At 46.9% G+C, this 20,833-nt stretch carries 22 protein-coding genes; 13 read left to right on the top strand and 9 right to left on the bottom strand.

Annotated features, from left to right (window positions below; translation table 11 throughout):
• Positions 1–19: 19 nt before the first annotated feature.
• The 5 genes from THMIRH_RS02580 to THMIRH_RS02560 all read right to left on the bottom strand — a co-directional run bounded on the left by THMIRH_RS02580 (position 20) and on the right by THMIRH_RS02560 (position 4,504).
• Entirely contained in the window at positions 20–541 is a 522-nt protein-coding gene (locus tag THMIRH_RS02580) for an RDD family protein (RefSeq protein ID WP_198415239.1), read from the bottom strand.
• Between the two features lie 82 nt (positions 542–623).
• Complete coding sequence (locus THMIRH_RS02575; RefSeq protein ID WP_173290473.1) at positions 624–1,328, bottom strand: M48 family metallopeptidase; 705 nt, start codon at positions 1,326–1,328, stop codon at positions 624–626.
• 2 nt (positions 1,329–1,330) lie between these two features.
• Positions 1,331–1,873 (bottom strand): hypothetical protein, encoded by a 543-nt coding sequence (locus THMIRH_RS02570; RefSeq protein WP_173290471.1) that lies wholly within the window; start codon positions 1,871–1,873, stop codon positions 1,331–1,333.
• Positions 1,870–2,742 (bottom strand): 2-oxoacid:ferredoxin oxidoreductase subunit beta, encoded by an 873-nt coding sequence (locus THMIRH_RS02565; protein WP_173290469.1) that lies wholly within the window; start codon positions 2,740–2,742, stop codon positions 1,870–1,872. Before THMIRH_RS02565 ends, THMIRH_RS02570 begins: the two co-directional genes overlap by 4 nt.
• Positions 2,735–4,504 (bottom strand): 2-oxoacid:acceptor oxidoreductase subunit alpha, encoded by a 1,770-nt coding sequence (locus THMIRH_RS02560; RefSeq protein WP_173290467.1) that lies wholly within the window; start codon positions 4,502–4,504, stop codon positions 2,735–2,737. The genes THMIRH_RS02565 and THMIRH_RS02560 overlap by 8 nt, the downstream gene beginning before the upstream one ends.
• 61 nt (positions 4,505–4,565) lie before the next feature.
• Here THMIRH_RS02560 and THMIRH_RS02555 point away from each other — a divergent pair, with 61 nt between their 5' ends.
• The 5 genes from THMIRH_RS02555 to THMIRH_RS02535 are packed head-to-tail and all read left to right on the top strand — an operon-like array spanning position 4,566 to position 8,661.
• The gene (locus THMIRH_RS02555) at positions 4,566–4,967 is read left to right on the top strand and encodes an HIRAN domain-containing protein (protein WP_173290465.1); all 402 of its coding nucleotides are present in this window, start codon (positions 4,566–4,568) and stop codon (positions 4,965–4,967) included.
• The gene (locus tag THMIRH_RS02550) at positions 4,964–5,848 is read left to right on the top strand and encodes a 3'-5' exonuclease (protein WP_173290463.1); all 885 of its coding nucleotides are present in this window, start codon (positions 4,964–4,966) and stop codon (positions 5,846–5,848) included. Before THMIRH_RS02555 ends, THMIRH_RS02550 begins: the two co-directional genes overlap by 4 nt.
• The gene (locus tag THMIRH_RS02545) at positions 5,848–6,711 is read left to right on the top strand and encodes a pseudouridine synthase family protein (RefSeq protein ID WP_173290461.1); all 864 of its coding nucleotides are present in this window, start codon (positions 5,848–5,850) and stop codon (positions 6,709–6,711) included. Before THMIRH_RS02550 ends, THMIRH_RS02545 begins: the two co-directional genes overlap by 1 nt.
• Before the next feature lie 58 nt (positions 6,712–6,769).
• Entirely contained in the window at positions 6,770–8,137 is a 1,368-nt protein-coding gene (locus THMIRH_RS02540; RefSeq protein WP_173290458.1) for an L-serine ammonia-lyase, read from the top strand.
• A gap of 29 nt (positions 8,138–8,166) precedes the next feature.
• Positions 8,167–8,661 carry a GlcG/HbpS family heme-binding protein gene (locus tag THMIRH_RS02535; RefSeq protein ID WP_173290456.1) on the top strand — a complete coding sequence of 165 codons (495 nt, stop codon included), beginning with the start codon at positions 8,167–8,169 and terminating at the stop codon, positions 8,659–8,661.
• A 26-nt stretch (positions 8,662–8,687) separates the two neighbouring features.
• Here THMIRH_RS02535 and THMIRH_RS02530 read toward each other — a convergent pair whose 3' ends face one another.
• The gene (locus THMIRH_RS02530) at positions 8,688–9,656 is read right to left on the bottom strand and encodes a cation diffusion facilitator family transporter (protein ID WP_173290454.1); all 969 of its coding nucleotides are present in this window, start codon (positions 9,654–9,656) and stop codon (positions 8,688–8,690) included.
• Between the two features lie 127 nt (positions 9,657–9,783).
• Here THMIRH_RS02530 and THMIRH_RS02525 point away from each other — a divergent pair, with 127 nt between their 5' ends.
• Genes THMIRH_RS02525 through THMIRH_RS02500 form a run of 6 tightly spaced genes read left to right on the top strand, consistent with a single transcriptional unit; the run spans position 9,784 to position 14,830 of the window.
• Complete coding sequence (locus THMIRH_RS02525; RefSeq protein ID WP_173290452.1) at positions 9,784–10,809, top strand: FAD:protein FMN transferase; 1,026 nt, start codon at positions 9,784–9,786, stop codon at positions 10,807–10,809.
• A 9-nt stretch (positions 10,810–10,818) separates the two neighbouring features.
• The gene (locus tag THMIRH_RS02520; protein ID WP_173290450.1) at positions 10,819–11,388 is read left to right on the top strand and encodes a YqgE/AlgH family protein; all 570 of its coding nucleotides are present in this window, start codon (positions 10,819–10,821) and stop codon (positions 11,386–11,388) included.
• Entirely contained in the window at positions 11,381–11,866 is a 486-nt protein-coding gene (gene ruvX / locus THMIRH_RS02515) for a Holliday junction resolvase RuvX (RefSeq protein WP_173290448.1), read from the top strand. The genes THMIRH_RS02520 and ruvX overlap by 8 nt, the downstream gene beginning before the upstream one ends.
• A 21-nt stretch (positions 11,867–11,887) precedes the next feature.
• Positions 11,888–12,910, top strand: coding sequence for an aspartate carbamoyltransferase catalytic subunit (locus tag THMIRH_RS02510; protein WP_173290446.1), 1,023 nt, complete (start codon positions 11,888–11,890; stop codon positions 12,908–12,910).
• Positions 12,907–14,196: a dihydroorotase gene (locus tag THMIRH_RS02505; protein WP_173290444.1), complete on the top strand. Its 1,290-nt coding sequence runs from the start codon at positions 12,907–12,909 to the stop codon at positions 14,194–14,196. Before THMIRH_RS02510 ends, THMIRH_RS02505 begins: the two co-directional genes overlap by 4 nt.
• Before the next feature lie 10 nt (positions 14,197–14,206).
• Positions 14,207–14,830, top strand: a complete 624-nt coding sequence (locus tag THMIRH_RS02500; protein ID WP_173290442.1) for a hypothetical protein — start codon at positions 14,207–14,209, stop codon at positions 14,828–14,830.
• Positions 14,831–14,837: 7 nt separating this feature from the next.
• On the opposite strand, the gene THMIRH_RS02495 is transcribed toward THMIRH_RS02500, so the two are convergent.
• Together THMIRH_RS02495 and ppk2 are read right to left on the bottom strand one after the other, a co-directional pair.
• Positions 14,838–15,056 carry a hypothetical protein gene (locus THMIRH_RS02495; RefSeq protein ID WP_243831475.1) on the bottom strand — a complete coding sequence of 73 codons (219 nt, stop codon included), beginning with the start codon at positions 15,054–15,056 and terminating at the stop codon, positions 14,838–14,840.
• 38 nt (positions 15,057–15,094) lie between these two features.
• Complete coding sequence (gene ppk2 / locus THMIRH_RS02490; RefSeq protein WP_173290440.1) at positions 15,095–15,889, bottom strand: polyphosphate kinase 2; 795 nt, start codon at positions 15,887–15,889, stop codon at positions 15,095–15,097.
• 120 nt (positions 15,890–16,009) lie between these two features.
• On the opposite strand from ppk2, the gene THMIRH_RS02485 reads away from it, so the two are divergent.
• The gene (locus THMIRH_RS02485; protein WP_173290438.1) at positions 16,010–16,699 is read left to right on the top strand and encodes a YggS family pyridoxal phosphate-dependent enzyme; all 690 of its coding nucleotides are present in this window, start codon (positions 16,010–16,012) and stop codon (positions 16,697–16,699) included.
• A gap of 111 nt (positions 16,700–16,810) precedes the next feature.
• Here THMIRH_RS02485 and THMIRH_RS02480 read toward each other — a convergent pair whose 3' ends face one another.
• Positions 16,811–17,851 (bottom strand): hypothetical protein, encoded by a 1,041-nt coding sequence (locus THMIRH_RS02480; protein ID WP_173290436.1) that lies wholly within the window; start codon positions 17,849–17,851, stop codon positions 16,811–16,813.
• Between the two features lie 158 nt (positions 17,852–18,009).
• Here THMIRH_RS02480 and uvrA point away from each other — a divergent pair, with 158 nt between their 5' ends.
• Positions 18,010–20,823, top strand: coding sequence for an excinuclease ABC subunit UvrA (gene uvrA, locus THMIRH_RS02475; RefSeq protein WP_173290434.1), 2,814 nt, complete (start codon positions 18,010–18,012; stop codon positions 20,821–20,823).
• Positions 20,824–20,833 lie beyond the last annotated feature (10 nt).

The following is a 20,833-nucleotide window of genomic DNA, read 5'->3' as shown; positions in this document are numbered from 1 at the left end:
AAAACTTTTTCCCTCGAATTCAGTGCGGATTATTAATCACCAAACAACTGGCCATAAAATCATGCAAGCCTTGTTTGCGTCGGGTAAAAGCCACCATCAAAAATCCAATTCCGACCAATAAAAAGGACAGGTATTTTCCAAAATGTCGCCCTGTGGCACGCCAAAAACTTAAACGCTCACCGTGAATATCTGTCACCTTAAGCCCAATGAGTAGCTTGCCCAAAGTCGCTTGGTATTTAGAAGATTCCAGCACGCCAAAATATAACCAGCCCAGCATCAAAACCACCAACTGCATGAGTGCATCAAACAACGCCAGCGTATCATCGGCAGTCGCGTCCACGCCGTTATGCGCCATCATCATCCCCATACCAAATGAAAACACAATTATCAGCACCATCATCACAATATAATCCAATAAAAACGCCAAGGTCCGCTTCCAAAATCCGGCATAGGTCACAGTTTTTTGAGAGGGAGCTTCAGGAAGATTTTCAGTATTTTGCTCCATGAGCGTTTCGTTGATGACAGGCGTTTCTGATGACATATTGGCTTCCCATAAAAACTAAGAAGTTGCATTGTAATAGATATGACGGGTTTGCATAGTGAAGCAAGCTTGAAAAATGACATTAGAATGCCATGGCTTGCCTAGATTGCTGCTTGAGTGTGGCTTGATGGGTTTTATAGTTTGGGCAAAAACGCGCCACTTCAGCCCAAAAAGCTTTGGAATGGTTAAGATGAGTTAAATGCGCCAACTCGTGAATAATCACATAATCAATCACCTCTGGCGCAAAAAATACCAGCCGCCAATTAAATTGCACTCGACCATCGTGGGTGCAACTGCCCCAGCGCGACTTGTAGTTTTTGATGGTTATATTTCCCAATTGTTTTGCCACCCCCATGCGCTCTGCCCAGCGTAAAGTTTGGGCGGGCAAAGTTTGAGAAATGTCATTTAACAAGGCTTTTTTTAAGGTATTTTTAACCAGGCCTGGTTGATTTTGGAGGGTTTTGGGCACAAAAACAAGCTTTGATACATCATCCCAAACACAAGTGTTAATGTCTGCCTCAAACTCAATATGAAAGACTTCCCCATAACGCATCACCTGATTCAACTCAGCCTCTAACTGCGGCGCAGGCAAACGCAATCGTTGTTTATGAATGCTTTGCTCAATCCAAGTCAACTGCTCTTGAATAAACGCCTGAACTTTTTTATCCGAAAAGCGTTTAGGCACCAACAAAGTATTGCGATCAAGGGTGACTTTTAAAGCCACAGAATCTTGTCGCGTCGTTCGCCGTACACTCAAAACGACATTACTGGGTAACAATAAATGCATGCCTAACTCTGGTCTAATGGTGGATCAAGATCGCTGGGTGTGAGTGATGACGAACTTATTTGTTGGGCGTGTCTGGCTTGTTCTACACAATGATAACAATGGCTTTGCAACTCGCTCACCAAGCTGAGGGTTTCGGCGATATTGTGGGTTGCTTTGAGGTGGTTGTAATAGCAGTGATGAATTTGCACCAGCCTTTCAACCAGCTTCCACGCTTGAGCTTCGTTAATGAGATAATCCGCGTCCATCAACCAATTCACCGGATGTTCATAGTCGGGGTGTGGCATTTCCCAGGGCGCGATATCTGGCAGAATCTTGCCTTCTTTGTGTCTTTCTAAGAGTTGCGCTTCTTGTTCAAATCCCAGGGCGGCTTGTTCAAAAATATTGGCCGCCATTTCATTGTGATGTGCTCGCAGGGTTTGCGAAAAGGCGTTACAAAAATAGCGCGTTTCTTCAATCATGTCATCAATACTGGCGAGCACCCAACCAAAGTTTTTGGCGGGTTTGCGAGTGGCTTGAGCGCCTAAATGTCCGCGGGTAATTTTCATAAAGTGACCTCTGCCAGTAATTTTGTCAACGCGGTCGAAGACTCAGGATTTGGCGCAAGGCTGTCACCGGGATACACTGCCAAATCGGCTTGATAAAAAATGCCCGTGTCAAAGCCGTCTGAACCCGCTAAATGGTGCGCGGCGATTTGTTTATCGTCGGTGGGTTCAACATTCATGGAACGCATAGATTTTTGCCAGGCTTTTTGTTCCGGTCTAAAAGTCACACAAGGGCTTTTGATTTCCACCAGTGAAAAGCCTTTATGTTGAATGGCTTGCGTCAAAATTTGCGTGAGTGCATTCGGGTCGCCCGCATAGCCGCGTGCAATAAAACTCGCCCCCGCTGCCAATGCAATGCCCAGCGGATTAAAGGCGTTAATGCCGGTGCCTAGAGGGGCAAGTTTGCTGTGCCAATCCGGTGCTGTGGTCGGCGAAGGTTGACCCTTGGTCATGCCATAAACTTCGTTATCCATTACGATATAGGTCATATCCATATTACGCCGACAGGCGTGCAAAAAGTGATTGCCGCCAATCGAATAGCCATCGCCATCACCGCCCGCCACCAAAACCGTCAATTCTGGGCGCGCCATTTTTAAACCGGCTGCCATGGCTAGAGCACGACCATGCACCCCATGAAATCCATAGACATTCATATAGGCAGGCAAGCGTGACGAACAGCCAATCCCCGAAATCAAACCGATTTGCTCATTGGGAATTTTAAGCCAAGCCAAGGCTTTGGTGAGCGCGCGCAGCACAAAAAAGTGCCCACACCCCGGGCACCAAACCGGGTGATTGTTAGACAAATAATCATTGGGTTTTAAAATAGGTGTGGTCACTTGCACCGGGATGTCTAAGGTAGATGAATCACTCATGGTTTTCTCCCAAAATAGCATCCAAAATTTGCCGTACCGAAATCATCAAAGGCCCTGCTTGAGCAATTGATTGCGCTGTGGCTGGAATGGCCTGTTGCGACCACAAATAGTGAATAAATTGTCCTGAAGCTGATTGTTCAACCACCCAAACCTCTTGGTTTTTGCAAATCGTTTGAATCTCAGCCACCTGCAGCGGCATCAACAATCGCAAGGCCAACACCTGCACACTGACTCTTGCAGTTTGCATTTGCAAAGCGGCTTCTTGGCACACCGCCGTGCTAGAACCCCAAGTGACTAAACAGATTTGTCGAGCTGAGTTGGGCACAGCATAGGCTTTACTCCAAGCCCAGTGCTCGCCATAATCAAATTGATTGAGTTTGGCGGCACGCTTATGAAGTTGTTGCTGATGGTCAAGGGCTTGCGAGGAAGGCAAACCCGATGGATTATGTTCCAGTCCATCCGCGGTATAAATGCCTTCCATCAGGCCAGGTTCCGACATGGGCGAAATACTGGATTCAGTCAAGGCATAGCGTTGATAGTCGCTGAGCTCCCCTTGCGCTAATGTTTGGCGCTTCAAGGGTTGGTCACTAAAGGTTAGGGGTTCTAAAATGGCTTTAGACTGCCCAATGCGCTGGTCGCTGATTAAAACCACCAGCGTTTGCAAGGCTTCTGCCAAGCCGGTGGCCCAAAAAGCACAGGGCGCACAATCGGCAATGCTGATGGGCGCAAGCACCACATGGGGTGCTTCGCCATGAAATCCGTATAAAATTTGATTGAGGTCAGTTTGCTCAGACTTGGTGGGAATGCCAGTCGAAGGCCCACCACGCATTACATTCACCACCAGCACAGGCGTTTCGCTGGCAATTGCCAAGCCCATGGCTTCGGTCATTAAGGAAAACCCAGGGCCCGAAGTGGATGTCATGGCCGGCACGCCACCAAAACTAGCACCGATAACCATATTAATGGCGGCCAATTCGTCTTCGGCTATCAATAAGTGACCACCCAGTTTTTCAATTCGGGGCGCTAAATATTCCACAATTTCAGTGGCTGGTGTAATCGGGTAAGCCGCCGCAAATCTAACGCCACCTTGCAAAGCACCCAAACCGACTGCCTCGTTGCCGGACATCAACCACTTAGATGCGGGTTGCGCTTGCCAGTTAGCCAAAACATTTTGCGATGGCAACTTGGCTAATAGCAAAGCCTGACCCGCTTGCAAAGCCGCCAGCGACGAACTCAATACCGCATCGCCCTTTTTTCCCAGCGTTTTGCGCAACGCCTGTTCGCAAACAGCAATATCCAATCCAACCCACGCTGCCAAAATGCCCAAAGCCAACATATTAGCACGCCCATCAGGCAAATCTTTTAAGGTAGCACTTAAATTCAAACCCAGCACCTTTGCACCACTTTTTTCAACCAGGCCTGGTGGTTTTTCGCGAGAATTATCGAAAAAAACCCAGCTATTTTGATTAAGCGGAATTTCATCGGCAAAGCGTTCAAAGTTGCGCCAATCTAAGGCAAAGTGCACTTGAAACACATCAGGCAAAAGTTCAAGCGGTTGGTCAGACAAGGACAACATCACCGCCGATTCGCCACCACGAATTTGCGGGCCAGACGAGCGATTCATCACGCCATAAAAACCAGCAAGACCAAAGGCATTTAACAAAATCTGCCCCGTGGTCAGCGCACCGCTGCCGCCTGAACCGGAGATAGAAACTGCCAAGCGGTTTGACAGGACAGCATGAGAATTGACTTTATTTGACATGGTTTGACTCGACTTTGCTATATTGCAAACTTCATTTTAGACATTCTTACGGGATAAATAAATGCTGGCAAGACCTCAAAGTTTAAGGTTTCCGATTAAAGGCACTTTTTATTATGATGCGGCGGCATGTTTTGCGTCTAACCAATTACAGCCAAATTCGCCATTGAGCATTCAAGCCGAACCCGATAATCCATATGATGCCCACGCTCTGAAAATTTGGTTTAACGATAGTCTGCTGGGTTATGTGCCCAAAGCCCTTTCACAACATTGGCCCGACAAGGTTGATAACCTTAGCCTTTTCAAAATTCAGCAACATGGACATTTTTTGTGGCTGGAATGTCGCTTGAGTTATCACGGTTCTTTCAGCACTCAAATACAACTTTTATGGCTAGCAACTTTTGTGCGCTGGCAATATCGGCTAAAATTGTGGTTATTACAACTGACCCACCGAGCCCATCCATGACCGCAACCCCCGATATTAACCACTGCCTGCAACAACTCAGCGCCTCGCCCGATTTTCAAGTGTTGAGCCGTCTGCAACCCAAAACACTTTTCAATAGCCCCGATACTACCACGCCCTTGCACAAGGTGTGCTTTTTAGATACCGAAACCACCGGGCTCGACACAGCAGTGTGTGAGGTGATTGAACTGGGCTATCAAATTGTGGAATTTGATTCGCAGGGTTATTTATACCGTGTGCTAGAAAGTCAAAACTTTTTAAACGAACCCGAAGGTCACATCAGTGCCGAAGTCACCTCGGTCACGGGGTTAACCGATAAGGATGTTGAAGGCCATCACATTGACTGGGATTTTGTGGCAGCACAAATGGCTGATGTGCAATTGATTGTGGCGCACAATGCCGGGTTTGACCGCCCAGTGGTGGAACGCTACCACGATATTTTTAGCCAAAAAGTTTGGGGCTGTTCGGTCGCGCAAATTGATTGGTTGGGCTTGGCTGGCGTGGGTTCCAAAAGCCAAGAATTTTTGTGTTGGAAAGTCGGACAGTTTTTCTACGATGCGCATCGTGCGCTAGACGATGTGCAAGCCCTCACCCAACTGCTGTCTTGCCCAATTGGTGAAACCCAACAACCCGCTTTGGGCGCATTATTGCCTATGGTGCGCAAAGCCAAATCACTGGTTAAAGCCGCGGGTGCGCCGTTTGACATTAAAGACCTGTTGCGCGCCCGCGGCTATCGCTGGAATGCCGATGCCCGCGTTTGGCAAAAAGTGCTGGACGATGCCGATCTCGAAAGCGAAATGGCATGGCTACTCGACCACAAAACGCCCAATGCGCAGGTGCTTAAATTAAAAGCAACCGATACTTTCTCGGTGCGAGCCCAATAATGCATTCACCATTTGAAGCACAGTTGCTGATCACTCAAGATGGCATCAGCGCCATTGATGCGCTAGCGGCCATGCCAGAAACGCTCGGGCTTTCCAAACAACATCTCAAAACCGTCATGCAAAAAGGTGCGGTTTGGCTGGCTTTGAATGCAGAAGACAGCAAACCGCAACGCCTGCGCCGTGCCAAAAAGTCCTTGCAAGCTGGCAATATTTTGTATTTGTACTATGACGAAAAAGTGCTCAATGAAAGCGTCAGCGATCCCCAATTATTTGCTGACCTAGGCGATTACAGCGTGTGGATAAAACCCAAAGGCATGCGCTCGCAGGGATCTAAGTGGAGCGACCACAATACCCTCAATCGTTGGATTCAACTGAATGTGCCGGGCAAAACCAATCAACCCTGCTTAATGATTCACCGCCTAGACAAGGCCACCGACGGACTGATGCTGGTTGCCCACTCGCACCAAACCGCCGTGGCCTTGCGCAAGCTGTTTGAAGCGCGAAAAATCGTTAAAATCTACCAGGCCTGGGTGGCAGGCGAGTTTCCAGAAAATCCGCAAGATTATGATTCCCCCGTCAATGGTAAACCCGCCATCAGTCACGCCAAGCGTTTAGCGTTTGATGTCGAGCGCAAGCGTTCTTTGGTAGAGGTGAATATCGAAACCGGTCGCAAACACCAAATTCGCATTCACCTGTCACAAGCCGGCTATCCCATTATTGGTGACCGTTTATACCACCCAACAGAAAGCCACACTGAAGACCTACAACTCAGCGCTGTCTTCATCAAGCTACTGGGCGACAGCGAACATTTTCAACAAACCTTTGCGCTTTTAAATGATAAATCTTCTCTAAAACCCTCGTGACTTTTGCTCGCTTCCCTTTTAGAATCAAGTTTCACGCTTTTGTTGATGAGGGTTTGCCATGTTTGTCAGTGTTTTATCGTTGTTTAAAATTGGCATAGGACCTTCCAGTTCTCATACCATGGGGCCGATGTTAGCGGCGAATCAGTTTATGACTTTGATAGCCGATTTTCTGGCAACCCACCCGCCCACTTCGCAGTTAAAACTGCAATGCACTTTAAAAGGGTCGCTGTCTTTTACTGGCAAAGGACACGCGACTGATAAAGCCGTGGTTTTAGGACTTCATGGTTACACGCCTTTAGAGCTGGCTGAACAAGAAGTGACCACACTCATTGACTCTCTATGGCAATCTACGCACTTACCTTTAAATAACATCCAATTTAATCCTAAAAATGACATTATTTTCGACCAAGGCCCACCGCTTGCCGAACATCCTAATGGCATGATTTTGACCCTGACTCATGGCGAAGATGCGTGCCTAAGCGAAACCTATTTTTCAATTGGCGGTGGTTTTATCACCACTTTGCAGGAGATGCAAAATCCTAATGTCATCACCGCACGCTCTGGCGCTTGCACCAGTTGTATTTATCCGCTGACCTCCGCCAAAGAAATGCTTAAAATGGCTAAATCCTCTGGTTTAAGCTTGGCGCAGATGAAACAAACCAATGAGTTGCAATATTTAACCGCAGCAGAGCTCAATGCCGGATTGGATCGCATTTGGCAAGCCATGCAAACCTGTGTGCAAAGTGGTCTGAAAACAGAGGGCATTTTACCCGGCGGGCTCAAGGTTAAACGCCGCGCCAAGGCACTCTTTGATGCCATTCAAAACCCAGTGGGCGTGAGTTTAAACGACTGGCTGTGCGCTTATGCCATGGCGGTGAATGAAGAAAATGCCGCGGGCAGCATGGTGGTGACCGCCCCCACCAATGGTGCGGCGGGCGTTATTCCGGCGGTATTGTATTATTTTGTACATCACGAAAACGGCACGCCAGAACAGGTGCGTGAGTTTTTACTGACCGCCAGTGCCATCGGTGCGATTATTAAATATCGCAGCTCTATCTCTGGCGCAGAACTGGGTTGTCAGGCAGAAGTCGGTTCGGCATCGGCCATGGCGGCGGCGGGACTCTGCGCCGTGCGCGGTGGCACAGCTGAGCAAATTGAAAACGCCGCCGAAATTGCCTTAGAGCATCATTTAGGCATGACCTGCGATCCTGTAAAAGGCTTGGTACAAGTGCCTTGCATTGAGCGCAATGGTTTTGGCGCAATCAAAGCCTACACCGCGACATCTTTAGCTTTGCGAGGTAACGGCGAGCATTTTATGCCTTTAGATGGTTGTATTGATGCGATGAAACAAACCGGTTTAGAAATGTCGCACAAATTTAAAGAAACCTCGCTGGGTGGTTTAGCCGTGAGTGTGATTGAATGTTAGTTTGATGAAATCTGGTAAAGGAGTTATCTATGTTGCTACAAAAATCTGTCCATCTTAGCTTAGCGTTTTTATGTTTGATGCCGCTGACAGCCAGTGCAACCGAAGTGCTTGAAGAACGCAATATTGGCATGACTTTAGCACGCGACTTGGCTTCAGAAGCCATTATGGCCTGTCGAGAAAAAGGCTATTCGGTGAGTGCGGTGGTCGTGGACAAACATGGCAATCAACGGGTGGCTTTGCGAGATGATTTTGCCTCTAAATTCACTTTACAAATTGCTGAAGAAAAAGCCAATGCCACCATTATGTCGGGTTTAAAGTCGGGCGACTTTCGCGCGCAACGCGGGGATATTCGCCCTGAACTCAATCATGTTGAAGGTATTTTGATGATGGTGGGTGGTTTACCCATTATCAGCGGCGGCAGTCGCATTGGCGCAATTGGCGTGAGTGGCGCACCGGGTGGCGAAAAAGACGAAGCTTGTGCCCAAGTCGCCTTGGATAAACTAGAAGATCGCTTAGGGTTTTAAACCCAAAACTCAAACGCTAGAGAAACTTAAGTAGCTTGGTTAATTAAGTCTTTGCAGTCTGCGCGCCCAAATTCGGTTTGAAAGTTAAAATGATTAATACGACAATGCGCCTTGATTTGGGCCTCTAGGGTTTGCACGATTTGGGTCACTTGGCTGAGCGGTAAGTCCTCTTTAAAATCTAGATGGGCTTCCAGGTGAATTTCATGGTCGTCTAACTGCCAAATATGAATGTGATGGATATTGTCAATTTCTTCAAACTCATCTACCAACGCCACCAGTTGGTCTACATCCACGCCCGCCGGTGTAAACAACATCAACACACTGGCGGTTTGGCGCAATAAATCCCAAGACGCATAAATCAGATAAATTGCAATGATAATGGTCATTAAAGCATCCACCCAATAGAGTTGATACGCCCAAATTAAAATTCCGCTGATCAACACCCCCACCGAAGTCATTACATCGGTTAACAAATGCAAATAGGCCGCTTTAATATTGGTGTTGTCTTCGGCATCCTTGGCAATGAGCATCACACTGACCCAATTCAAAATAATGCTGAGTATCGCTAACGCAATGACCCAAACGCCTTCAATCGCTTGCGGATGAAAAAATTTGTCAATGGCTTCAAACACCAACAAAACACCTATGCCCACCAAAATAGCGGCATTGAATAAAGCCGCCAGCACTTCGGCACGCTTATAGCCAAAGGTTTTATGGGCGGTGGGTGCGCGCTTAGCAATCCGATTGGCAACATAAACCACCACCAGGGCCACCACATCACTGAAGTTATGCAAGGCATCCGACAACAAGGCCAAACTGCCCGAAATTAATCCCCCAATCACTTGGGCAACCGTAATCACCACATTGAGCACAATGGTGATCAGCAATTTAGTGCCGGTTAAATGACTGTGGTCGTGATGATGGTGATGGCCATGATGGTCGTGCGAGTGAGCCTGCTCAGCTTTGCCGGAATGATGGTTGTGTTGATGTGCCATTTTGCCCCCAATTTTGACCAGGCCTGGTTAAAATTCGCTGAATTTACGCCCGAAATATTCAATTTTGCAATGCTGTCGCGACGATTAATTTATCATATTGTCCAAATCATTAGACCAAAGAATTCCCATGCCAGTATTCATGCGCTTTATCGCTCAACTCGCCCTGCTCAGCGGACTGCTGCTGTTATTGGGTTGCAGCCCCTCCACTCCCCAGCCTATTAAACACCAAATACTGGTCTTTGGTACCGAAGTTAATTTGAGTTTATTTCCTGAAAACCCGCAACAAGTGCAAGAAGCTCAGCTGGCCATCAAAGCGATTGAAGCAGAATTTTATCAGTTTCATCAAGACTGGCATGCCTGGGACAAGGGCGGTATTCTCAGTAAAATTAATCAAGCCATTGCCGCACAACAACCTATTGAAGTGGCCGATTCCGTCAAAAACTTTGTGCTTAAATCGCAAACCCTCGCCAAAGAATCTGGGTATTTATTTGACCCTGGCATCGGCAGTCTGATTAAGTTATGGGGATTTCACGGCGAAAATTGGCAAGGCCCACCGCCCAGCAAATCAGCTTTGCAAGATTGGCTAGCTCAGCATCCATCGATTGCCGATGTGTCTTTTGTGGGCAATCAACTTCAATGTCGCAATCCCAAGGTTTCTTTAGATTTTGGCGGCAATGCCAAGGGGCTGGCGTTAGACCTTGCCATTAACACCCTCAAACAAAACGGCATTCAAAATGCCATCGTCGATATTGGTGGCGATATGCGTATTATTGGCAGCAAACACGGCCAGCCTTTTCATATTGGCATCCAAAACCCCCAAGCGCCCGAACAAGCCATTGCCAGTTTAGACTTGCAAGGCGATGAAAGCGTGGTGACTTCCGGCACTTATCAGCGTTTTTTTGAATGGCAAGGACAACGCTTTAGCCATATTTTAGATCCCCGTACCGCTCAACCCGCCTCGGTATTTGCCTCAGTAACCGTGATTCACCCAGATGCTACTAGGGCAGATGCCGCTGCCACAGCCTTGATGATTGCGGGCAAAGATTGGCAAACGGTTGCGTTGAACATGGGAATCAGTCAGGTGTTTATCATCGATACACAAGGCAACTTTTTTTTCACACCCCAGATGCGACAACGCATTAAGCTGTTATAATTTATCCCTATGACTAAACAGCACTCTCTCGAACATCAAATTCTCATAGCCATGCCGACTTTAACCAATAGTTGGTTTGATAAAACCGTGGTTTATGTTGTCGAAGACAACGAGTACGGTTCGATGGGCTTAACCCTGAATTTGCCCCATTCGTTCACCATTGAAAATCTACTGGAACATTTCACCCTCAATGCCGACCAGACCCTGCCATACCTAGACCAAAAAGTGCTTTTGGGCGGACCGGTAGAAGTTGAACATGGTTTTATTCTGCATGAAGACACTGGACAATCTTGGCAAAAATCTCTGCCTTTGCAGAATGGTTTAGTGATGTCTGTTTCGGAGGACTTATTGAAAGCCATCGCCGAAGGCACTGGCCCGCAAAAGTTCATTGCCTGTTTAGGGTTTGCTGGCTGGGAAAAAGGTCAACTGGCCGATGAAATTCAAGGCAACAGTTGGTTAACGATTCCCTACAACGAATCTCTGCTATTTGAAGTCCCCACCCATGACAAATGGCGCGTGGCTTTAGGCACTTTAGGCATCGCCCCCGAATTTTTAAGCATGGAAGCCGGCCATGACTGAGTCGCCTGCCCCCAAAAAAATCAAGTTTGCCAAAACGCCCAGCGAAGTTGATGGTTTGGTATTGGGGTTTGATTTTGGACTCAAACGCATTGGCGTCGCGGTTGGACAAACCATTACCAAAACAGCCAGCCCTGAAGCCATCGTAAAAAGTCGTGACGGCGTGCCAGACTGGGCACACATCACCCAACTCTTTGAACGCTGGAAACCCGTCGCCATCGTGGTTGGCTTGCCTTTGTGGTTGAGCGGTGAAGAACAAACCATCACCCAATCGGCACGAAAATTTGGACAGCGCCTCAGTGGTCGTTACCAGCGCCCGGTGTTTTTTATTGAAGAACAGCTCAGTTCGCGCGAAGCCGAAACACGCCGCAAATCGACCTTTACGATGGTCGACGACCACGCTGCCCAAGTCATTTTACAAAGCTGGCTTAACGAAACCTTTGCCAGCCAATCACCCTCATCTTTGTCAGCCCCTCTCTAGTGGATTTTTAAGGAGCCAACCATGCGATTGTCTACGCCCAATATTCAGCTCAACGCCCAAGGCAAGCTGCATCACTTCTTAACCCTTGAGGGTTTAAAGCAACATCATTTGCTAGAGATTTTAGATGTCGCCAAAAGTTTTGTCGATGAAGCCACCGGCACCATCAAAAAGGTGGACGACTTACATGGCAAAACCATTATGAACCTGTTTTTTGAGGCCAGCACACGCACCCTCACCACCTTTGAAATTGCTGAAAAACGCTTATCAGCCGATGTGGTTAACCTCAATATAGAAACCAGCTCCACCAAAAAAGGCGAAACCCTACTCGACACCCTTTGGAACTTAGAGGCCATGTTGGCAGATATGTTTGTGATTCGGCATGGTGAAAGTGGTGCTGCGCACTTTTTTGCGCAACATGTAGCGCCACACATTCATGTGCTTAATGCCGGTGATGGCAGACACTCTCACCCTACCCAAGCCATGCTGGACATGTACACCATTCGCAAACACAAAGGCGATATTTTTGATTTGAAAGTCGCTATCATCGGTGACATTCTGCACTCACGCGTGGTGCGTTCACAAATCCAGGCCTTGAGTATTTTAGAAGCCCGCGAAATTCGCATCATCGGCCCCAAAACGCTGTTGCCAGCAGACACCGCCGCTTTGGGTGTTCATGTTTATGACAATATGGAAGAAGGCTTGGATGGCGTGGATGTCATTATCATGGTGCGCTTACAAAATGAACGTATGCAAAGTGCTTTATTGCCCAGCGAAAAAGAGTTCTTTAACCTTTATGGTTTAAATGAAGCGCGCTTGGCCTATGCCAAACCCGATGCCATCGTGATGCACCCAGGTCCAATTAACCGTGGCGTTGAAATTGACTCTGCGGTTGCCGATGGCCCGCAATCGGTCATTTTGGAGCAGGTAACCTACGGAATTGCGGTGCGTATGGCCATTATGTCGATTCTGGTAAAAAACGCCAAAGAACTGGCTGCCGCACAACAAGCACAAAATGAGTCATTTGATATGGAGAACGCCCAATGAGATTGCAAATTAACAATGCCCGCATCATTGACCCAGCCCAAAACTTAGACTGTGTGAGCAACCTGTATATTTCGCGGGGACGTTTTGCCGGCATAGGCGATACAGCCCCCGAAGGATTTGGCACTGCAGACCAAGAAATTGATGCCACTGGCAAGTGGATTTTGCCAGGCCTGGTGGATTTGTGCGCCCGTTTGTCGGAACCGGGTGGTAATTTTCAGGGCAATATTGCCACGGAAACCAAAGCCGCTGTGGCAGGTGGCGTTACCACGATTTGTTGCCCACCGGACACCGCTCCGGTCAACGACACTCAAGCCGTGACCGAGCTGATTCAACGCCGTGCGCGCCAAGCAGCCACCGCATTTGTATTACCGATTGGCGCCTTAACGCAAGGTTTAAAAGGCGAACGCTTGAGTAATATGTACTCGCTAAAACAAGCGGGTTGTGTCGCCATGAGCCAAGCCAATCAGCCACTGCAAAACGCTTTAACCCTTAAAAATGCCATGAACTATGCGGCCAGCTTAGATATTTTAATCATGAATCGCTGCGAAAATCAGTCATTAAAAAACAATGGCGTTGCCCACAGTGGCGCAGTGTCTTCACGCTTAGGTTTAGCCGACATCCCTGCATCTGCCGAAACCACTGATTTAGCACGCGATTTAGTGTTGGTTGAAGAAACCGGTGTGCGAGCGCATTTTTCGCAACTGTCCACTGCGCGTTCGGTCGACATGATTGCGGAAGCCAAAAAGCGTGGATTGCCCGTGACCTGTGATGTAGCAATTCACCAACTGTTATTGACCGATTATGATGTGATTGGTTTTAATTCTACCTTCCATGTCACCCCCCCGTTACGCAGCCATGCTGATCGTGATGCGCTGATTGCCGGCGTGAAAACTGGCATTATTGATGCCATTGTCAGCGACCATGCGCCGCTAGGGCGTGATGATAAACTCTTGCCGTTTGGCGAAAGCAAGCCAGGCATGAGTGGTTTAGAAACCCTTTTGCCGTTGGTGTTGAAGATGGTGGATGATGGCACTTTAGATTTAATCACCGCGATTCGTGCGGTGACTGTGAATCCAGCGGAAGTGCTCGGCATTCATACCGGCAGTTTAGAAACCAGCTTATCGGCAGACTTTAGTATTATTAATCCCGATGCTCCATGGCAATTGAACAAAGCCGATATGGTCAGCGCCGGAAAAAATACTGCGTTTGATGGCTGGCATTTTAATGCCCAAATTGAAGCGACCTATTTCCAAGGCCGTCCGGTGTATCGTAACAACCCCGTTTGAATTGAATGTGATGAACTGCGCACAACTTCAAAGTACCGCACCCCAAGCCCAGGGTTATGTCCTGTGGCATTATGTGATGGAGCACCCGCAAGAACTGCCACTGAATTACCAGCTGGTGATCGATGATGAAGTTTTGCAGCTGTTTATGCAATCGGGTCGGAATATCAGCTTTTTGGTACAAACCGATAACAACGCACCTCAAACCTTAGAATTGCATGAAAAACCGCCTAAAAACAACCAGGCCTGGTTATTTTTGGAGGATTTTTATGCTCAAAATCACCTTTCGCCAGACAATGCATCCAACCATTCCACGCTCTGCTTATGGGTTTCAAGTTCGGCCTTAGCGCTGGGATTTCGATTGGCTCAGCAACTCAAATCAGATTGGCAACTGGTAATGGTCCTAGAAAGTGAAACCACCTTCCCCTTTCAGGTTAAACCGGCCAAATTTATCTTGGACAGCTGGCCTGAGAGCGCAGCCCATGCAATAGGTGCTAGTCCTTTGCTAGAAGACTGGCGTATTCCCAATCGGCTTTGCTCACCGCTGGGTTTGCCAGGCTGTTTTGAAGGGAACTTAACAGAACTCGAAGCACTCTGGAAAATCCCCGCCTCTTGGCGTGTCATTAAAATTAGTTAAGATTCAATTAACTGGCATTGCCCGATTCAATTCTGAGCTCATGCGCCAAACGCTCTAACCGCTTGGCGGCATTGTGTTTGGCTTCGGCGTGAACCGATCCCAAAGCAGCTTCAATGAGCGTTTCTAGCTCGCTAAAGTGTTCTTCAGTAATGGCGTCTAAGGCCTCGGGGGTGAGCATTCTTTTAAAACGGTTAAGAATATCCGTGGCGCGAGTTTCAAAATGCATAATGATTCCTTTTCATAAATTTTATTTTTTAATATTGTTTAATCTTCTTTAAAGACATCTTCGCCACTGCTCACAATCAAAGGGTCTACCACGCCTATGGCATCTTTGTCTTTGCCGTCATAATCAAATTGACACAGTAAAAAGCGCATGGCTTCAAGACGGGCACGCTTTTTATCATTCGATTTAATAACTGTCCAAGGCGCTTCATTGGTATTGGTGTAGAAAAACATATCTTCTTTGGCTTTGGTATATTCATCCCAACGCGTTAATGAGGCCAAGTCCATTGGACTGAGTTTCCACTGTTTAAGCGGATCATGCTTACGGGCGTTAAAACGGCGTAATTGTTCTTTTTGCCCCACCGAAAACCAAAACTTAATCAGGCTAATGCCACTGGCGGTGACCATGCGCTCAAACTCTGGCGCTTGATGCACAAACTGATTATATTCTGGCGGTGTGCAAAACCCCATGACGCGTTCCACTCCCGCACGGTTATACCAAGAACGGTCAAACAACACCATCTCACCTGATGTTGGCAAATGCTGAATATAGCGTTGAAAATACCATTGCCCCGCTTCGCTTTCACTGGGTTTATCCAAAGCCACAACACGCGCACCACGCGGATTAAGATGTTCGGTAATCCTTTTAATGGTGCCACCTTTGCCCGCCGCATCACGCCCCTCAAAAACAACCACCATGCGGTTGCCGGTTTGCTTCATCCATTTTTGTAATTTTAAGAGCTCTATTTGTAGCAAGATTTTTTGCTGTTCATACATATCTCTAGAGAGTTTATCTGTGTAGGGGTAATTGGCTTCACTGGATTTTATTTTTTTCATGCAACTTCCTGTTTGTTTTATTAACTTTTTCATTTTACGCCTGCTAAACTCTTACGAATAATGAAATAAATTAATACGCAAAATAAGCCCACTTAATTAGGAAACGCTAATAAACCCCTTATGAATACTTTAATCGATAATTATCAAACTGTTAAACAACGCCTTCAACAGGCACAACAAACCTACCACAAGCCAGAAGTGCAGCTTTTGGCTGTCAGCAAAACCAAACCGATTGAAGCGGTGAATGTGATTGCCGCACAAGGCCAACAGTGTTTTGGTGAAAACTATGTGCAAGAGGCGTTGGAAAAAATTGCCCTGCGCCCAGATTTGGAGTGGCATTTTATTGGCCCGATTCAGTCCAATAAAACCAAACCCATTGCAGAGAACTTTGCTTGGGTTCACAGCGTAGACCGTTTAAAAATAGCGCAACGCTTAAATGATCAACGCCCTGTTGAATTGGGAAAACTGCACATCTTATTGGAAGTGAATATCAGCCAAGAAGCGAGTAAAGCTGGATTTAGCCCGGAGGAAGTTTGTAGCGTTTTGCCAGAAATCATGGCGATGAAAAATCTAGAATGCCGCGGACTCATGGCCATTCCTGAAATAGCAACCGACTTTGAACAGCAACGCCAGCCTTTTGCCAAAATGCGTGAACTACTTGCCCGTTGCCAAGCCGCCTTTCCTGAAGCTAAGCTGGATACTTTATCAATGGGCATGTCAGGTGACTTAGAAGCGGCGATTGCCGAGGGTGCAACCCTAGTAAGAATTGGTACCGATATTTTTGGCGCACGAAACTACCATAAAAACTAAACCATTAAAACGAAAAAGCCGAAGAGATTTTCATCACCTTCGGCCGCTCTCCTTTTTGAGGGATTTTGGATTTTCTGCGAAACCCTAACCACTAATTAAGTTATCGCCTGACTAGGCAGTTTCTTTAGGGGTTTCTGAACTATTTTCTTCACCATTTTCTGTCATGTTTTCGGTAGCACTTTCCGCATCAGAAACCAATGGACCTGTTGGGATTTCTACCCCGCTCGGTGCCAGTGTGATTTTATCTAGATTTGCCGCTTCCGCTAACATATCGTGAAAACCTTTAATGCGTTCATACCAGCCAGGCTGAGTATCCTGCTCTGGAAAACGCTGTGCCGTAACACCCGACATCATTTCATCAAATGCGGCACGGGCATTGGCAAACCGTTCGTTTAAGCTATTAATCGCATCTTGCCATTTTTGTAAATAGGGAGGCAAGTCTGCAATATTGCCAGCGGCTTGTTCGTCATCCGCAGGTTTTTGTTGAGCATCTGCAGGGGTTTGGGCAACCCCTTTATAGGCTGCCGCTTGCTGATAACTGGTGGAGCGAGATTCAGATTTTTGTAAATCCAAACTCATGTTTTTGATCTGCCCAAAATCAACATTCAAGTCTTGTGCTTTTTGCAGAGCCGCTTCGATGTTACCGCCATAAAACTCATTGGCTAAACTATCGACCTGCTCAAACACATCAAAAACGGCTTTGAGTTCATTTTCGTTGAGATTACCCTCAACCGAAAACCCAAATTGCTCTTCAAAAGCGGTGGCTTCCATCGCTTGTTTAGATTCAAACATACGAGCTCCTTTAGGGCCCGTTTCGGCAGATTGCTCGCTTTTGTATTCTTGATATTGTGCATAAAGCTGACGAAAATCTACCTTCACCGTATCGCCCTCTTGAGTGGTCAAAGACATACTCATGGTTTGGCTATAAGCGTAGGTATTTTGATATTTCTCAATGGATGCAGCCGCTTGCAAGCCTTTGGCAGAGGGTGAAAATTCATCTCTCGGCTGTTTAGACAACAAGTCTTGTGCTTTTTGATTGGCTGACTGTTGCGCAGGTGACAGAGTATTCTGTTCCTTGGCATTTTTGGTGCCATCGGTATTGCCCAATAACTGTGCAATATTGCTTGGCATATTTGTAATTGTATTCGCCATAATTAAATTCCTTCTCGAACTTTTCCCTTGCCGAGCCGATAAAATTTTCTTTATTTTGTCTAGTATTTTTATTCTATAGTGTTTAACGACAAATAAATCAAAAACTTAAGTTTTTTTTGTTTTGTTATAATGCGCTTTTTATTCAGCGCGGGTTTAGCATGTTAGAAGAGATCATTGTTCGTGGGGCTCGTACACACAATTTAAAGAATATTGATGTAACTTTGCCAAGAGATAAACTGATTGTGATTACCGGTTTATCGGGCTCAGGCAAATCTTCTTTAGCCTTTGATACGATTTATGCCGAAGGGCAACGCCGTTATGTCGAGTCGCTTTCGACCTATGCGCGCCAATTTTTATCGGTGATGGAAAAACCCGATATCGATCATATCGAAGGGTTATCTCCGGCCATTTCAATTGAACAAAAATCCACCTCTCACAATCCGCGCTCGACCGTTGGTACGGTAACCGAAATTTATGATTATTTGCGCCTGCTATTTGCACGTGCGGGCACGCCGCGCTGCCCAACGCATGGCTGCGACCTAGAGGCGCAAACCGTCAGTCAAATGGTCGACAGAACCCTTGAACTGCCTGCCGAAACCAAATGTATGCTGATTGCACCAGTGGTGCGTGGCAAAAAAGGTGAGCATGTCAATCTGCTGGAAGAACTGAAAGCACAAGGTTTTATACGCGCACGCATTAACGGCCAGCTGCATGATTTAGAGGGCTCTATTGCGCTTGATAAAAACAAAAAACACAACATCGATGTGGTCATTGACCGCTTTAAGATTCGTGAAGATATAAAGCAACGCCTCGCGGAATCTTTTGAAACAGCACTTCATTTAGCCGATGGGATTGCTGAAATTGTCCCCATGGACGAAGCCGATGATTTTCATTTAGTATTCTCAGAACGCTTTGCTTGCCCGCATTGTGGCTATTCGGTTCCTGAGTTAGAACCGCGTATTTTTTCGTTTAACAATCCACATGGCGCTTGCCCAAGTTGTGATGGTCTTGGCATTAAAGAAACCTTTGATGCGCATCGCGTTATTATTCACCCCGAACTCAGTTTGGCGGGTGGTGCGATCCGTGGCTGGGATAGACGCCATAAATATTATTACGATATCCTGAAAGCCGTCACTGACTATTACAAGTTTGATATTGAAGCCCCTTGGGACTCTCTAAGTGAGGCGCATCAAAATGTCATCCTATTCGGTTCTGGCACCAAAAAAATTCCATTGCCGCATGGTCGTTATAGCGACACGCGTCGTTTTGAAGGGGTTATTCCCAATATGGAGCGTCGCTATGCTGAAACAGACAGCAAAACCGTGCGCGATGAACTCGACAAATATCGGATGTCACAACCCTGTAAAAGCTGCCATGGGACGCGCTTAAACGAAATCGCACGCCATGTGTTTGTTGACAATCGAACCATACCAGAACTCACTCACTTACCCGTTGGCGAATTGCAGGCTTACTTCAATCAACTGGAATTGGAAGGTGCTAAAGGTCAAATTGCTGACAAAATCATTAAAGAAGTGCGCGACCGTTTGTCTTTCTTGGTGAATGTAGGTCTTAACTATTTAACCCTTGACCGCAGTGCCGACACACTATCCGGTGGAGAGGCGCAACGCATTCGCCTAGCCAGTCAAATTGGGGCTGGCCTCGTCGGTGTCATGTATGTATTAGACGAGCCTTCTATTGGCTTACATCAACGCGACAATGACCGTTTACTACAGACCCTAATTCATCTGCGAGACCTAGGAAATACCGTCATAGTGGTTGAACATGATGAAGATGCCATTCGAGCGGCAGACTATGTACTAGACATAGGCCCTGGAGCGGGTGTGCATGGCGGGCGCATTATGGCGCAAGGTACGCCACAACAAATCATGGATACGCCCGCTTCTTTAACGGGGCAATTTTTGAATGGCTCAAGAAAAATTGAAGTGCCAGAAAATAGACTGCCCACCCCGAAAGAGTGGTTGCGCATTATTGGCGCATCGGGTAACAACTTAAAGAATGTCACCCTTGAAATTCCAGCACGCTTACTCACTTGCGTCACCGGCGTTTCTGGCTCGGGCAAATCTACATTAATTAACGGAACCTTGTCTAAGATTGTCGCCAACAAACTCAATGGCGCGATGCATGAACCTGCCCCTTATCAAAAACTAGAAGGTATCGAACACTTTGATAAAGCAGTGAATATCGATCAAAGCCCCATTGGCAGAACGCCTCGCTCAAATCCCGCCACCTACACCGGCTTATTTACTCCTATACGAGAACTGCTCTCTGCCACACCTGAATCTCGTACCAGAGGCTATACACCTGGGCGTTTTAGTTTTAATGTGAAAGGTGGACGCTGTGAGGCTTGCCAAGGGGATGGCGTTATTAAAGTGGAGATGCACTTTTTGCCCGATGTCTATGTGGCTTGCGATGTTTGTCAAGGCGCGCGCTATAATCGTGAAACTTTAGCCGTTGAGTACAAAGGCAAAAATATTCACCAAATTTTGGACATGACCGTTGAAGATGCACGCGCCTTCTTTGATGCCATTCCAGTCATTGCTCGTAAACTGCAAATGCTGATTGAAGTTGGCTTAGGCTATATTCGTTTAGGACAAAGCGCCACCACTTTGTCGGGTGGAGAAGCGCAACGCGTCAAATTAGCCAAAGAATTGTCTAAAAGAGATACTGGCAATACGCTCTATATTTTGGATGAACCGACGACAGGTCTGCACTTTCATGACATCGAATTGCTGTTAAAAGTTATTCAAAACCTGCGTGACCAAGGTAATACAATTGTTATTATTGAGCATAACTTAGATGTGATAAAAACCGCCGACTGGATTATCGATCTTGGCCCTGAAGGCGGTTCAGGCGGCGGAATGATTATCGCCACCGGCACACCAGAAACCATTGCCAAGCATCCTGATTCTTACACTGGCCACTATTTAAAGCCATTATTAGGTTTAAAATGACCAGGCCTGG

The sequence above is a fragment of the Thiosulfativibrio zosterae genome (assembly GCF_011398155.1).
Lineage (GTDB): Bacteria > Pseudomonadota > Gammaproteobacteria > Thiomicrospirales > Thiomicrospiraceae > Thiosulfativibrio > Thiosulfativibrio zosterae.
This window is presented reverse-complemented; position numbering and strand designations above follow the sequence as displayed.

Excerpts from the sequence above, each read along its gene's own strand:
- THMIRH_RS02580 (WP_198415239.1), bottom strand. The coding sequence starts at position 541 with ATGTCATCAGAAACGCCTGTCATCAACGAAACGCTCATGGAGCAAAAT.
- THMIRH_RS02575 (WP_173290473.1), bottom strand. The coding sequence starts at position 1,328 with ATGCATTTATTGTTACCCAGTAATGTCGTTTTGAGTGTACGGCGAACG.
- THMIRH_RS02570 (WP_173290471.1), bottom strand. The coding sequence starts at position 1,873 with ATGAAAATTACCCGCGGACATTTAGGCGCTCAAGCCACTCGCAAACCC.
- THMIRH_RS02565 (WP_173290469.1), bottom strand. The coding sequence starts at position 2,742 with ATGAGTGATTCATCTACCTTAGACATCCCGGTGCAAGTGACCACACCT.
- THMIRH_RS02560 (WP_173290467.1), bottom strand. The coding sequence starts at position 4,504 with ATGTCAAATAAAGTCAATTCTCATGCTGTCCTGTCAAACCGCTTGGCA.
- THMIRH_RS02555 (WP_173290465.1), top strand. The coding sequence starts at position 4,566 with ATGCTGGCAAGACCTCAAAGTTTAAGGTTTCCGATTAAAGGCACTTTT.
- THMIRH_RS02550 (WP_173290463.1), top strand. The coding sequence starts at position 4,964 with ATGACCGCAACCCCCGATATTAACCACTGCCTGCAACAACTCAGCGCC.
- THMIRH_RS02545 (WP_173290461.1), top strand. The coding sequence starts at position 5,848 with ATGCATTCACCATTTGAAGCACAGTTGCTGATCACTCAAGATGGCATC.
- THMIRH_RS02540 (WP_173290458.1), top strand. The coding sequence starts at position 6,770 with ATGTTTGTCAGTGTTTTATCGTTGTTTAAAATTGGCATAGGACCTTCC.
- THMIRH_RS02535 (WP_173290456.1), top strand. The coding sequence starts at position 8,167 with ATGTTGCTACAAAAATCTGTCCATCTTAGCTTAGCGTTTTTATGTTTG.
- THMIRH_RS02530 (WP_173290454.1), bottom strand. The coding sequence starts at position 9,656 with ATGGCACATCAACACAACCATCATTCCGGCAAAGCTGAGCAGGCTCAC.
- THMIRH_RS02525 (WP_173290452.1), top strand. The coding sequence starts at position 9,784 with ATGCCAGTATTCATGCGCTTTATCGCTCAACTCGCCCTGCTCAGCGGA.
- THMIRH_RS02520 (WP_173290450.1), top strand. The coding sequence starts at position 10,819 with ATGACTAAACAGCACTCTCTCGAACATCAAATTCTCATAGCCATGCCG.
- ruvX (WP_173290448.1), top strand. The coding sequence starts at position 11,381 with ATGACTGAGTCGCCTGCCCCCAAAAAAATCAAGTTTGCCAAAACGCCC.
- THMIRH_RS02510 (WP_173290446.1), top strand. The coding sequence starts at position 11,888 with ATGCGATTGTCTACGCCCAATATTCAGCTCAACGCCCAAGGCAAGCTG.
- THMIRH_RS02505 (WP_173290444.1), top strand. The coding sequence starts at position 12,907 with ATGAGATTGCAAATTAACAATGCCCGCATCATTGACCCAGCCCAAAAC.
- THMIRH_RS02500 (WP_173290442.1), top strand. The coding sequence starts at position 14,207 with ATGAACTGCGCACAACTTCAAAGTACCGCACCCCAAGCCCAGGGTTAT.
- THMIRH_RS02495 (WP_243831475.1), bottom strand. The coding sequence starts at position 15,056 with ATGCATTTTGAAACTCGCGCCACGGATATTCTTAACCGTTTTAAAAGA.
- ppk2 (WP_173290440.1), bottom strand. The coding sequence starts at position 15,889 with ATGAAAAAAATAAAATCCAGTGAAGCCAATTACCCCTACACAGATAAA.
- THMIRH_RS02485 (WP_173290438.1), top strand. The coding sequence starts at position 16,010 with ATGAATACTTTAATCGATAATTATCAAACTGTTAAACAACGCCTTCAA.
- THMIRH_RS02480 (WP_173290436.1), bottom strand. The coding sequence starts at position 17,851 with ATGGCGAATACAATTACAAATATGCCAAGCAATATTGCACAGTTATTG.
- uvrA (WP_173290434.1), top strand. The coding sequence starts at position 18,010 with ATGTTAGAAGAGATCATTGTTCGTGGGGCTCGTACACACAATTTAAAG.